The organism is Acinetobacter portensis, assembly GCF_010646905.1.
GTDB classification, from domain to species: Bacteria; Pseudomonadota; Gammaproteobacteria; order Pseudomonadales; family Moraxellaceae; genus Acinetobacter; species Acinetobacter portensis.
On the sequence record NZ_JAAARQ010000002.1, the window covers coordinates 2,058,828 to 2,071,448 of the forward strand.

At 35.6% G+C, this 12,621-nt stretch carries 14 protein-coding genes; 3 read left to right on the forward strand and 11 right to left on the reverse strand.

Features of this window, described 5'->3' with window-relative positions; genetic code table 11:
• Positions 1-61: 61 nt before the first annotated feature.
• Together adk and GTK57_RS09785 are read left to right on the forward strand one after the other, a co-directional pair.
• Positions 62-721: an adenylate kinase gene (gene adk / locus GTK57_RS09780; protein ID WP_152874349.1), complete on the forward strand. Its 660-nt coding sequence runs from the start codon at positions 62-64 to the stop codon at positions 719-721.
• Between the two features lie 103 nt (positions 722-824).
• Positions 825-1,007, forward strand: a complete 183-nt coding sequence (locus GTK57_RS09785) for a hypothetical protein (protein WP_228720337.1) — start codon at positions 825-827, stop codon at positions 1,005-1,007.
• A gap of 19 nt (positions 1,008-1,026) precedes the next feature.
• On the opposite strand, the gene nth is transcribed toward GTK57_RS09785, so the two are convergent.
• Together nth and GTK57_RS09795 are read right to left on the reverse strand one after the other, a co-directional pair.
• Positions 1,027-1,716, reverse strand: coding sequence for an endonuclease III (gene nth / locus GTK57_RS09790; RefSeq protein ID WP_152874351.1), 690 nt, complete (start codon positions 1,714-1,716; stop codon positions 1,027-1,029).
• A gap of 4 nt (positions 1,717-1,720) precedes the next feature.
• Positions 1,721-2,512, reverse strand: a complete 792-nt coding sequence (locus GTK57_RS09795; RefSeq protein WP_163123151.1) for an RnfABCDGE type electron transport complex subunit B — start codon at positions 2,510-2,512, stop codon at positions 1,721-1,723.
• Between the two features lie 331 nt (positions 2,513-2,843).
• On the opposite strand from GTK57_RS09795, the gene gdhA reads away from it, so the two are divergent.
• Positions 2,844-4,187 (forward strand): NADP-specific glutamate dehydrogenase, encoded by a 1,344-nt coding sequence (gene gdhA / locus GTK57_RS09800; RefSeq protein WP_152874353.1) that lies wholly within the window; start codon positions 2,844-2,846, stop codon positions 4,185-4,187.
• Positions 4,188-4,327: 140 nt separating this feature from the next.
• Here the strand turns inward: gdhA and GTK57_RS09805 are convergent, their stop codons facing one another.
• From GTK57_RS09805 to GTK57_RS09845, 9 genes are all read right to left on the reverse strand, one after another.
• On the reverse strand, positions 4,328-5,104 hold the full coding sequence (locus tag GTK57_RS09805; protein WP_163123154.1) for an META and DUF4377 domain-containing protein: 777 nt from the start codon (positions 5,102-5,104) through the stop codon (positions 4,328-4,330).
• 146 nt (positions 5,105-5,250) lie between these two features.
• A complete protein-coding gene (locus GTK57_RS09810; RefSeq protein WP_163123157.1) occupies positions 5,251-6,027 on the reverse strand; it encodes a DODA-type extradiol aromatic ring-opening family dioxygenase in 777 nt (258 codons plus the stop codon).
• A gap of 104 nt (positions 6,028-6,131) precedes the next feature.
• On the reverse strand, positions 6,132-6,614 hold the full coding sequence (rlmH, locus tag GTK57_RS09815) for a 23S rRNA (pseudouridine(1915)-N(3))-methyltransferase RlmH (RefSeq protein ID WP_152874356.1): 483 nt from the start codon (positions 6,612-6,614) through the stop codon (positions 6,132-6,134).
• A gap of 243 nt (positions 6,615-6,857) precedes the next feature.
• Positions 6,858-7,355 (reverse strand): NF045616 family extracytoplasmic (lipo)protein, encoded by a 498-nt coding sequence (locus tag GTK57_RS09820; RefSeq protein ID WP_152874357.1) that lies wholly within the window; start codon positions 7,353-7,355, stop codon positions 6,858-6,860.
• Positions 7,330-8,001: a zinc protease gene (locus tag GTK57_RS09825; RefSeq protein ID WP_163123160.1), complete on the reverse strand. Its 672-nt coding sequence runs from the start codon at positions 7,999-8,001 to the stop codon at positions 7,330-7,332. The genes GTK57_RS09820 and GTK57_RS09825 overlap by 26 nt, the downstream gene beginning before the upstream one ends.
• Positions 7,994-8,506: a PAAR domain-containing protein gene (locus GTK57_RS09830; protein ID WP_152874248.1), complete on the reverse strand. Its 513-nt coding sequence runs from the start codon at positions 8,504-8,506 to the stop codon at positions 7,994-7,996. The genes GTK57_RS09825 and GTK57_RS09830 overlap by 8 nt, the downstream gene beginning before the upstream one ends.
• Before the next feature lie 277 nt (positions 8,507-8,783).
• Positions 8,784-11,210 carry an endopeptidase La gene (gene lon, locus GTK57_RS09835; protein ID WP_152874249.1) on the reverse strand — a complete coding sequence of 809 codons (2,427 nt, stop codon included), beginning with the start codon at positions 11,208-11,210 and terminating at the stop codon, positions 8,784-8,786.
• Between the two features lie 145 nt (positions 11,211-11,355).
• Positions 11,356-11,931: a 5-formyltetrahydrofolate cyclo-ligase gene (locus GTK57_RS09840; RefSeq protein WP_163123163.1), complete on the reverse strand. Its 576-nt coding sequence runs from the start codon at positions 11,929-11,931 to the stop codon at positions 11,356-11,358.
• A gap of 121 nt (positions 11,932-12,052) precedes the next feature.
• Positions 12,053-12,466 carry a hypothetical protein gene (locus GTK57_RS09845; protein WP_228720306.1) on the reverse strand — a complete coding sequence of 138 codons (414 nt, stop codon included), beginning with the start codon at positions 12,464-12,466 and terminating at the stop codon, positions 12,053-12,055.
• Positions 12,467-12,621 lie beyond the last annotated feature (155 nt).

Consider the following 12,621-nt stretch of genomic DNA (forward strand, 5'->3'; position numbering starts at 1 on the left):
GAATCTTGGAGTTCGCCATAAACGACGCGTCATGTACATTGTTAAATGAGGATGTTTATTTATGCGCATTATTTTACTAGGACCACCTGGAGCAGGTAAGGGTACTCAAGCTCAGTTGATCTGTAAGCGCTACAATGTCCCACAAATTTCAACCGGTGATATGCTCCGTGCTGCAATTCGTGAAGGTACTGAATTAGGTCTTAAAGCTAAAAGCGTGATGGACAACGGTGGTCTTGTTTCAGATGAACTGATCATTGGTCTTGTGAAAGAACGTATTGCTCAACCAGATTGCGTGAATGGCTGCATTTTTGATGGTTTCCCTCGTACTATTCCACAAGCTGAAGCTTTGGAAAACGAAGGCATTAATATCGATCACGTGATTGAAATTGATGTTCCAGATGAAGAAATTGTTCAACGTCTTTCTGGTCGTCGTCAACATGCTGCGTCAGGTCGTGTTTACCACATCGTTTACAACCCACCAAAAGTGGAAGGTAAAGATGATGAAACAGGTGAAGATCTTATTCAACGTCCAGATGACCTTGAAGCAACAATTCGTAAACGTTTGGGTTCATACCATACAGAAACTGAGCAACTTGTTGGTTTCTACCAAGGTCGTGCAGCTTCAGGTGTAAATGCGCCAACTTACAATAAATTAAATGGTCTTCGTCCAATTGATGAAGTTCAAACTGATTTATTCGCAATTTTAGATCAATCAAAATAATTTAGATTTTAAATCTGTAATTATTTTGACAAGAAAAGAGTCCTAAGTCATATTGGGGCTCTTTTTTATTGCTTTGATTTTTGAGGGTTAGATTTTGCTAAAAGTGGGTTTAATTGTTTTGGTACTTCTTTGTTTTGCAATGCTGATTGGCTTGTTATATGTGAGCTTCAAAATGTTACGCGAAACGCAAAAGAAAGAATCTTTGGAAAAGAAAGATCAGCGCCCGCAATATCAGCTTCATCCAAAATTAAAAGCAGAATTAGACGCTAAAAAAAAGAATAAATAGTTATAAAAATATAGATGCATTATGCATCTATATTTTTCAGTTTAATGGCTCTTTCAGCACCAAATTCAAAGCGATCTGGCCAATTACACACATCTGAAACAATGCATTCATTACATTTGGGTTTACGCGCGATACAACAATAACGACCATGTAAAATCAGCCAATGATGTGAGTCGATAATAAATTCTTTAGGTATAACTTTTACTAGTCGATGCTCTACTTCTAATACATTTTTCCCAACAGCCAAGCCTGTTCTATTGCCTAAACGGAAAATATGCGTGTCGACTGCCATGGTAGGTTGTCCGAATGCCGTATTAAGCACCACATTCGCTGTTTTACGACCCACACCCGGTAAAGCTTCTAAGTCTGCACGGTTATTGGGTACAACGCTGTTATGCTTCTCTATAAGCATTTTACAGGCTTTAATCACATTCTCTGCTTTGGAATTATATAGACCAATGGTTTTGATATATGTCTTTAATCCATCGACACCTAAGGCGTAAATTGCTTCAGGTGTATTTGCAATAGGAAAAAGTTTGTCTGTTGCTTTATTCACGCTAACATCTGTCGCTTGCGCAGATAAAGTCACAGCAACCAGAAGTTCAAATGGATTTGAATAATTGAGTTCTGTTTCAGGATGGGGGCGTTGTTCACGTAACCGTTCAAAAAACGTTTGAATTTGCTTTTTGGTCATATTTTTAACGGTCATATGTTTAAGCTCCTAAAGCTGAAAGTTGTTGTAGCAACATATCTAATTGTGCACGTTTTTTTTCATCATCACGAACGCTTAACTGTTTTTCTAACTTTTTGATTTGTGTTCTAATTTTTGCAAGTTCAATCGTGGTTTTAGCATCTTGCTGAACAATGCCTGCTTTGGCTTTTTCTATTATTTTTATTTCAGGAATATTTGAAATTTGTGCAGAAAATTGTGCAAATAACTCAGTGTCAATTTCGGCACGAACGACAGGTCCTTTACGGTGAATGCGACGTTTTTCTTCACGTTGAATATGTGAATAGTAGCGTTGTCTTAAATCGTTTTGTTCAGCAATTTGGAGGGTTTCGGTTGGTACTTCTTTTAAGTCTTCAACTAAATCGATGCAATCGACAGGGCAAGGTGGAATACATAATTCACAGCCTGTGCAAAGGTCGGTCAAAATACTATGCATGAGTTTTCCTGAACCAATAATGGCATCTACAGGGCAGGCACTAATACATTTTGTACAACCAATACATTCATCTTCACGAATAACAGCTTTCATACGTTGTGGGCGACCATCGCTTTGAATAGGCCAAACACTTTCTTCAGCTTTTAGTTTTGGACGCGCAAGTAATGTAGCCAAAGCATCGGCAACAGGTTGTCCGCCAGGAACACATTTGTTTGCATCTTCGCCATTTACGATAGATTTTGCATAAGGTAAACACCCATCTCGATGACCACATAAACCACATTGGGTTTGTGGAAGTAAGGCATCAATATTTTGGATGAGTGCGATTTGCGAATTCATTTAGGTACCACAACTACAGAGTATGTAGTTAAAAAAGGAGAGGTTTTATTAAGTTGATGATTTTAACATGAATTATTTTAATAATCTTGCGCTCTAAATTGATACAAAATATGTCTTTATTTGGGGCAATATATTTGTTAGAGATACTTGAAAAATATAGGATTTTTGTTGGATATAATAAATATAAATAATTGTTATTTAATATTTAATTACATTTCATTTAAATAATTGTTGTAGATTTATTACAAAAGATATTTAATGTTTTGCGCCAAAATAAAACATTAATTGAAATTTTGACCAATTTTGATTCATTCCTGCTGAGGATTAAGCGTTGAAATATACCAGTCTTAATGACTTTTTAAATTACGTTAAAACACGTGATTCACATCAACCAGAATTTCTTCAAGCCGTTGAAGAAGTAATGACAAGCCTTTGGCCTTTCATTGAAAAGAACCCACAGTATGCTCAATATGGTTTGCTTGAACGCCTTGTAGAGCCGGAACGTGCTATTCAATTCCGCGTTTCTTGGGTAGATGACCAAGGTCAAACTCATGTAAACCGTGCCTTCCGTGTACAGTACAACTCTGCAATTGGTCCATTTAAAGGTGGTATGCGTTTCCACCCATCTGTGAACCTTTCAATCCTAAAATTCTTAGGTTTTGAGCAGACTTTTAAAAATGCTTTAACTACACTTCCTATGGGGGGTGGTAAAGGCGGTTCAGACTTCGATCCTAAAGGTAAGTCTGAAGGTGAGATCATGCGTTTCTGCCAAGCGTTAATGATTGAACTTTACCGTCATTTAGGTTCTAACACAGATATTCCTGCGGGTGATATTGGTGTTGGTGGTCGTGAAGTGGGTTACATGGCTGGCATGATGAAAAAGCTAAGCAATGACACTTCAAGTGTATTTACCGGTAAAGGTTTATCTTTCGGTGGATCATTGGCTCGCCCTGAAGCAACAGGTTACGGTACTGTGTATTTCGCTGAGGAAATGCTCAAAACTCGTGGCGAAAGCTTTAAAGATAAAGTGGTAACAATTTCTGGTTCAGGTAATGTTGCTCAATATGCTGCTGACAAAGCAATGTATTTGGGTGCGAAAGTGGTTTCACTTTCTGACTCTGCTGGTACAGTTTACGTTAAAGACGGTTTTACAGAAGAATTACTTGCTGAGGTAATGGAACTTAAAAACGTTAAACGTGGTCGTATCTCTGAATTTGCCGCTAAACACGGTTTCGAATATTTAGAAGGTCAACGTCCTTGGTCAATTAAATGTGATATCGCACTTCCATGCGCAACTCAAAATGAGTTGAATGCTGAAGATGCTGCACAATTAATTGCAAATGGCGTAATTTCTGTTGCTGAAGGTGCAAATATGCCTTCAACACTTGAAGCTGTAGAAAAATTCGTTGAAGCGAAAATTCTTTATGCACCAGGTAAAGCATCGAATGCTGGTGGTGTTGCAACATCAGGTCTTGAAATGTCTCAAAACGCAATTCGTTTAGGTTGGACATTTGAAGAAGTTGACGAACGTCTTCATGCAATTATGAAAGAAATTCACCGTAACTGTGTTAAATATGGTACTGAAGCTGACGGTACAGTTAACTATGTAAACGGTGCAAACATTGCAGGCTTCGTAAAAGTTGCTGATGCGATGTTAGCGCAAGGTGTATTCTAAGCTTTAGGCTAGAATCATAAAAAAACCGATGCAACTGCATCGGTTTTTTTATTTTAAGACTTCTTTAAAATTTTCAATTTTTTCAATTGGGGAAGAAAAAAACAATCATAAATAAAAGAAGTCACATTTAAGATACTAAATTAAAGAGAACCTTTTACCGCTTCACGTTCAACAGCCATATCGAAGATATATGCATATTTAGATTGATCGGCAGCAGGGTTTTTAATTTCGTAACGTTTTACACGAATGATTTGACGCTCATTTGGTGTATGTTCGAAACCTTCAATTTGGTCATAAAAGTTTGACCAATTTGCATCTACTTGAGTTTTGATACCTTGTTCGTTGTATTTAATTTCGCGAACTTGCAAACAAGTTTGTGGAGCTACACCTTGGCATTGAACAGTCTTAGGGCTTACTTCTAAGAAAATTGTTTCAGCTTGAGTTTGATATTTTACTTCTGGTGTCATTTTCCCAGTGAAAACAATTTTTTCACCGTTTGGTGCAACAATGGTTAATGTAGGGTTTTGAACATCATTCAAGTTTAAAACGAAAGGTGCTTTACGTTCGCTAAATAAACTGCCAGCAAAACGTTCTTGCTTCATTGCATCTTCACCACATCCCATCATTGTAGATGCGATATTACCCGTGGTAATTGTGTTGTTTTCAACTTTCCAAGACGTTGCAAGTGTATTACAGCTTGTTGAAACACTTAAACGAGCTTTATCATCAAATGTCAGAACAATTGGATTTTGTGCATTTTCAGTTTTGGCACTCCATGTATATGAAGTTAATGTCTTATCGGCATTTTGTTGTTGTAATACAGACACAGCTAAATCTCCAACTTTTTGAATATCGCTAGATTGACATGCAGCAAGTGCTAAAGGAAAGAGAGCAATAGCAAGATATTTTAATTTCATTTTCGGTCTATTCTTTATTGAAAAGTTAATACTTAAAGAATAACGGAAAGAAGCGAAAATAAAATGGATACACTTCTATCTTTTCAGTAGAGAAATGTATCCATTATTTAATATATTGTTATTTTATTTTTCGATATAAGGTGGTTTTAGTCGAAACGATAAATATCCATACCCAATGAACCCATAGAAAAACTACTATGAACAATACTAAAACGACGACCTGCACCCATTGCAAAGAATATAGGTGCAAAATGCTCAATTGTCGGGTGGTTACGACTTACATGAGGAATGGTTTTCCAATCTAGAACAGCATCAAAATCATTATGATTTAATTTGCTAACCACATAATTACGGAATGTTGACGCCCATTCAGGCACAGATTGAGCATCACCATTCCAAGATAGTTCACGTAAATTATGCGTGATACTTCCCGAGCCAATCATTAAAATTTGCTTTTCACGCAGTGGTGCAAGGGTTTGTCCAATTTTATAAATATCCTCAGCCGACATATTCATTGGTAATGAAATTTCAACCACAGGAATATCTGCGTTAGGATACATATGAAGCAGTGGCATCCATACACCATGGTCACGTGGGCGCGTACTATTTGCATGTGCAGATAAACCTGCTTGTGCAAGTAAATGCAAAATTTCTTCGGCTAACTCAGGTTGACCCGGGGCAGGGTAACGAATTTCATAAAGTTCAGGTGGAAAGCCACGGAAGTCATGCCAAGTTTCAGGACGTACCGCTGAACTTACTTCTAGAGCGTTACTTTCCCAATGTGCAGACATGATAATAATGGCTTCAGGTTTTGGAAGGTTGAAGCTTAAACGCTCTAATGCAGGGCCAACTTGTTCAGGATTAACTGCAAGCATGGGTGAACCATGCGATATAAACAATCCTGGTAAAGTTTGTAAGTTCATGACTTTATGCCTAAATAAATAATCTATGGGTATTATCTAAGATAATAAAAATAAGATAAATCCAAAATAATCAACAAATCGTTCTAAAAGTGGAACAAAGTCGATTAGCCTGCACGGTGGTATGGATGGTTGTTGTTAATACTCATCGCTCGATACAACTGTTCAATGAGCATGACACGTACCATTGGGTGTGGAAGCGTTAATTTAGATAATGACCAGTGCCATGCAGCGGCTTTACGTACAGCTTCAGAGTGACCGTCAGGCCCACCAATTGCAAGTACAATGTCATTGCCTTCTAGCATCCAACTTTTCATGGTTTCTGCAAGTTTTTCGGTGCTAAATTCACGTCCGCCTACTTCTAAGGCAATAAGCACTTCGTTTTGTTTCATAGCATTGAGAATGCTATCACCTTCGATATTTCGGTATTTTAAAATGTCTGCTTCGGAATCATTTTTGCCACGCTTTGCCATTGGCAATTCTATAATTTGAGTTTGCACAAAGGGTTGGATGCGTTTGAAGTAGTCTTCAAAACCTGTAAGTACCCAAGCAGGCATTTTTTGACCGATGGTGAGAATGCGAATTTTCATAAGAAGCAAATATTTAAAACAGGATTGAATTATACCTTGAAATGGGAGAGGGGGAGATTGTTATTTGGGCGTTAAGCTGGGATTGGGGAATAAAAATAACGGATAAAATGATGAGATTTCATTGGACTTTATAGTTTATATAAAGCCCAGTGAGCAGGTAATAATATTTGTAGAAATATAAATTTAGGGGCTGTAGTAGATTATCACAAAGTTAATCTACTACAGCCCCTAACAATTTTATTACTAAGATAAATGTGAAAAAATTTTATTAAAAAACGACTTAATTTTTTCCCAAAAACTCAACTCTTTGTCTACACATTTATTATTTTTAAAATCATAATCTTGTATAACATAATCCTCATTTTTTTTTGCTATACAAAAATCTGTCAGATAGGCTATGTTAGTAGCACCTAAAGTAACATTATAAAGCGTATCTAACTTAGCCTCCAATAATGAAAAATCTTTTATTTTTATGCAGTTACTAGTATTAGGGAGCTGAGTTAGGGAAGTGTTTACATAAGACCAACTTTCTCCAGCCTCAGGGTTTTCACCCGAAACAACCACACTAAAACTACTTTTCCTATTCTCATCATCTACAGAAAAACAAGGACTATTATCCTTCATTGAAATTATTACAGCCCCACCTCTATAAGGATTAGAAATAGCGTATGAAAAATTTGGAAGAAGCAGTAAAAATATTATGTAGCTAATATTTCTAGTATTGTATAGGTTCTTTCCCATAATAAAGTTTCCCATGGTTCTTTGAGATTAAATTTTTATCTAAGGGATTTTTAATAAATACACTTAAAACTTTTTGTAATGCAAATTTCTGTTTTAAATTTTTATTGTGTAAATCAAGATCGTTATGACCTTTTTCTGGCAAGTAAAAAGCATCGAAATAATGGCTTATGATTTCAGCTTGTTGCTCAAAATTAAATTGATTAAATTCTAGATACTGATCATCACAAATTAAATCATAACCATAAGCTTTCGCCTTGTAATAACCACCTCGTAGACCAATATCTATTCCTCTAAGGGCAACACTTAAACCTAGTCTATATTGCCAAACATGTGCTATTTCATGAATAAACCAAATTTTATTTGATGACGTAGATTTTGAAAAATCTTTAATTTTTTCATAATGCTTTGTAGGGAAATGTATGTTTCCATATGGTGCCATAGCATTATTTGATCTATTTGGAATACCTAAAAGCCCACCATTAATAATTCTAACTTTTTCATAATCAATAGAGTTTTTATAAATCAACTTAGCTAAAGATATTTCACCGCTGGTTAAATATCTATCACTATCTACTTTAATCACCGTTGGATTCTTAGCAGCTTCTTCTTTCGCTTTTTTTAATACAGCTTGATACCATTCAGTCATTACTTTTACCAACAATGCGAATATCTATTTTTTCACTATTCGTTCCTGTAATGAGTTGAGTCATACCGTTTTCATCAGTCGTACCCGTTAAAACGAGTTGACCATTTTTATAAACTTCATATTTCCCATTACGTACTGGCTCATTGGTAACTTCACTTTGTAATAAAAAACGTTCCGCAAACTCATGACTTTCTTTATTTAGAATCAGACTACTAATTAAATCCATACCAAGCGCCTTACTTCCAGTTGTACTAAAAGCAAGAGTTTGATTACCAATAAAAGTCGCACCACAACTGGTTTTATCACCCTCAAAAACCATTTTTTTACCCATCACTATTTTGGTGCTATCTGTACCAATAGCAGAAACGGTCTTTTTACATAATGGACAATAATGGGTCATACCATCTAAATGAATTTTTTTACCGTCAATTGTAAAAGTATCTAAAAATTCAGAAACTACACCACCATGCGTTGTAGTTGCGCCTTGAGTAATAATCGCTTTCATATGTTTATCTTCTTTTTTATAAAATTGAGCTTTAAATTAATTATTAATAAAATGTGTTAAGTAGTTCTCATTTTTTTAATATATCAAATATTTTTATAGAGTGTCTATGAGTGTCAGCGGAATATAGAAAAATTGCTGTCCTTACCTTTAAAAAGAGTTTGATTTTTCTCATTTAATGATTAAAAATAAATTATAAATATTAAAAAAATATCATTTTTAGAACCTTTCAGATACAAAAAAGCACACCGAAGTGTACTTTTTTTATTTGCTCGTGAAATTAATGACGGGCAGCTTTCGCTTCATCTACCGCTTTAACAATTGGCGCTTTCACCAACGGCTTAGGCGTAGAAACAAGACCTAAAGCTAAAATCTCATCAATCGATTTAACTGCTTTAATTTCCAATCCTTCTTTCACATTGTCAGGAATTTCAATTAAATCACGAACGTTTTCTTGAGGAATAAAGACAAGCTTAATACCACCACGGTGAGCAGCAAGTAACTTCTCTTTTAAACCACCAATACGCATCGCACGACCGCTCAAGCTCGTTTCACCTGTCATTGCAATATCAGGACGAATCGCAATTTTAGTAAACGCAGAAACAAGCGCAAGTGTTAAAGCCAAACCTGCTGATGGACCATCTTTCGGTGTTGCACCTTCAGGTAAATGCACGTGAACGTCAGTTTCTTCAAAGCGAGAAGCTTCAATACCAAGCTCATCTGCACGAGTACGAACCACAGTCATTGCTGCTGTAATCGACTCTTTCATGACATCGCCAAGCGAACCTGTCGTAATGAACTTACCTTTACCTGGCACAGCAGCAACTTCAATATTCAGAAGTTCACCACCAACCGAAGTCCAAGCAAGACCATTGACACGACCCACTTGAGCTTCTTCTTCAGCCATACCAAAGTCAAACTTATGCGGACCTAAGTAATCAGGCAAGTTTGCAGAGGTCACTTCAACTTGAAGATTCTTCGCTTTTTTGCTTACCGCTTCTTTAACCACTTTACGTGCAATTTTAGACACTTCACGCTCTAAGCTACGAACACCTGCTTCACGCGTATAACGCTGTACGATGTCTCGAATTGCTTCTTCATGAACAGTCAATTCTTTCGCACGTAAACCATTGTTCTTAATTGCTTTAGGAACAAGGTAACGGTCTGCAATATTCACTTTTTCATCTTCGGTATAACCCGGAAGACGAATCACTTCCATACGGTCAAGCAATGCTTCAGGAATATTCATACTGTTTGCAGTACAAATGAACATCACTTCAGAAAGGTCTAAATCAAGATCTAAGTAGTGATCGTTGAACTTACTATTTTGTGATGGGTCAAGCACTTCAAGTAATGCAGAAGCAGGGTCGCCACGGTAATCTTGCGCCATCTTGTCAATTTCATCGAGTAAGAACAATGGGTTCTTAACGCCAACTTTTGTTAAAGATTGAACAATTTTACCCGGCATCGCACCAATATAAGTACGACGGTGACCACGAATTTCAGCTTCGTCACGTACGCCACCAAGCGCCATACGAACAAATTCACGACCTGTTGCTTTCGCTACAGATTCACCAAGCGACGTTTTACCCACACCCGGAGGACCAACTAAACAAAGGATAGGACCACGAAGTTTTTTCACACGTGATTGAACAGCAAGATATTCAACAATACGTTCTTTAACTTCATCTAAGCCGTAATGGTCAGTATCAAGAATATCTTGAGCTTTCGCTAAGTTAATGCTGACTTTGCTCGCTTTATTCCAAGGCGTATCTAAAATTGCCTCGATATAATTACGAACGACAGCCGCTTCACTTGAAGCTGGTTGCATTGCTTTTAATTTACGGAATTCAGATTCAGCTTTTTTACGCACATGTTCAGGTAAATCTGCTTCTGCTAAACGACGTTCAATTTCTGCAACATCATCTTCAGCACCGCCATTAATATCGGAAAGTTCACGCTGAATAACCTTCATTTTTTCATTTAAGAAGTATTCGCGTTGATTCTTTTCCATTTGACGTTTTACAGAATCATGCAAAGTTTGCTCAATCTGTTGTTCTTCAGATTGTTGCAATAAATAAATCATGACTTCTTGTAAATGTGCTTCAAATTCATCGTGTTCTAAGAACTTTTGTTTTACATCAATATTCAAAGGAACACGTGTTGCAACAAAGAATAATAATTGCAATAAATCGTCAATTTTATTTGCCGCAGCAATCAATTCACGTGCATTACGTAATTTTGCTTCAGCATATTGAGCAAACAAAGCACGTAATTCTTCAATACGAGTAGACTGCGTTGCAGCATCAACAGCAACAGTCATGTCGCTTAAACTATGTTCCGCTGTAAGATAATCATCGTTATCGATAATTTTCACGAGCTTAGAACGATGTAAACCTTCAATTAATACTTTTATACAGTTTTCATCATTTTCATGATTCACAACTTGGACAATCTTCGCGACAGTACCGTATTGATATAAGTTGTCGTGATCAATTTCTTCTGTGAGAGAGTCTCTTTGTGCAACAACAAATACTAAATTGTCATTGTTACGAGCGACATCAACAGCCTTGATCGATTTTTCACGACCCACAAATAAGGCAATTTGCATGTGAGGGTAAACGACCACGTCACGTAACGCTAAAAGCGGTAATATGCTTGGAACTGGAGATTCTAAGCTTTCTTCATTCATAATATTTTCAGACATGGGCACTCCTAATGAGTAACAACGGTGTTGCCATGTTTTTATAGTGATGTGTATTTAAAAAATTACAAGGGTAATGCGAAATAAAATCTATGAAATTTGACTAAATATGTGATTTTTAAGTGATACATATAGATTGAAAGATGATTTAGCGTTTAAACCGATACAATTTTGTCGGTGTAAGTAAAGCATCTAAGGGTTGATCCCATGTTTGCCGTTGTAGTTTTTGTCTAATATATTGAAATTCATGCGCTAAACCTAAACGATAGGGTTTGTGAGTAGAATTTGCTAAGGTTTTATCATAAAAACCACCACCCATGCCAATACGTGTCCCAACCGCGTCACATGCCAATAAGGGCAGAATCAGTAAATCTAATTGATTAACATGAAAACCACGACTTTTTCGAGGTTCTTGCATACCTAAAATATGGTTAGCAAAGCGTTTATTTCTATATTGATGTTGTGAAATTTCAACCCAAACGAGTTTTTGATTCATATTGCAAATAACAGGTAAATAAACACGTTTAGATTGTTGAAAAGCCAGTTCAATGATTTTCTTTGTTTTAACTTCACCAAAAGCATCTAAATAAATACCAATATGCTTTGCAGATTGAAACTGATGAAAACGTCGAAGATGATTCAAAGCAAAATTTTCAGCCTGTACTTGCTGAAAAGAAGAAAGCTGTTTGCGTTGCTTACGAATTTGACGTCTTAACTCGTGCATGAATGATCATTTATAGATGAATGATGGAACAATTGTACTGTGTAAATATTAAAAATAAAGCATCTATATTTTTATAATTAATAAGTCAGTCTAATTTAAATAATTAGACTGACTAAAATATTTATTTTTGGATAATGATTGGATTTGATTCATTATCGATCGATAAAACATAATTTACATATTTTAACTGATTATTTAAATCTATTTTTAGTTCGTATTTTGAGCATTCATTTGTGCAATTTTTAACTTTTAAAATATGTTCATTTGGTTTTAAGTAGTAAGATGCTTCATTATTTGTAAAGAATTCTCCAGATTTAAAATCATCTACATATAATTTAATTGGACAATCTTGATTATTGTTTGTTTCATCTTTGCATAATTTATCATCACGTTGGACGTGGATTTTTATACTATCTATCTCTTTGTTTTGAAATAATAAATCTATTGGTTTTTTATAATTATTTTGTTTATTTAATATACTGCAAGAGGATATTAAAATACACAGGGTTGTATAAAAAATAACTTTATTTAGCACGATATTTGACCTTTGTTAAAACAATATTAACCATATAGTAATCAATTAATTTAAAATTAATTAAAATAATGAGAACCAATAGTATTAATTAAAAATATTGTGTGAAAAATAACACTTTGTTAATATGTTTACTAGATGTTACATAAGATATGGTT

Excerpts from the sequence above, each read along its gene's own strand:
- adk (WP_152874349.1), top strand. The coding sequence starts at position 62 with ATGCGCATTATTTTACTAGGACCACCTGGAGCAGGTAAGGGTACTCAA.
- nth (WP_152874351.1), bottom strand. The coding sequence starts at position 1,716 with ATGACCGTTAAAAATATGACCAAAAAGCAAATTCAAACGTTTTTTGAA.
- GTK57_RS09795 (WP_163123151.1), bottom strand. The coding sequence starts at position 2,512 with ATGAATTCGCAAATCGCACTCATCCAAAATATTGATGCCTTACTTCCA.
- GTK57_RS09805 (WP_163123154.1), bottom strand. The coding sequence starts at position 5,104 with ATGAAATTAAAATATCTTGCTATTGCTCTCTTTCCTTTAGCACTTGCT.
- GTK57_RS09810 (WP_163123157.1), bottom strand. The coding sequence starts at position 6,027 with ATGAACTTACAAACTTTACCAGGATTGTTTATATCGCATGGTTCACCC.
- rlmH (WP_152874356.1), bottom strand. The coding sequence starts at position 6,614 with ATGAAAATTCGCATTCTCACCATCGGTCAAAAAATGCCTGCTTGGGTA.
- GTK57_RS09820 (WP_152874357.1), bottom strand. The coding sequence starts at position 7,355 with ATGGGAAAGAACCTATACAATACTAGAAATATTAGCTACATAATATTT.
- GTK57_RS09825 (WP_163123160.1), bottom strand. The coding sequence starts at position 8,001 with ATGACTGAATGGTATCAAGCTGTATTAAAAAAAGCGAAAGAAGAAGCT.
- GTK57_RS09830 (WP_152874248.1), bottom strand. The coding sequence starts at position 8,506 with ATGAAAGCGATTATTACTCAAGGCGCAACTACAACGCATGGTGGTGTA.
- lon (WP_152874249.1), bottom strand. The coding sequence starts at position 11,210 with ATGTCTGAAAATATTATGAATGAAGAAAGCTTAGAATCTCCAGTTCCA.
- GTK57_RS09840 (WP_163123163.1), bottom strand. The coding sequence starts at position 11,931 with ATGCACGAGTTAAGACGTCAAATTCGTAAGCAACGCAAACAGCTTTCT.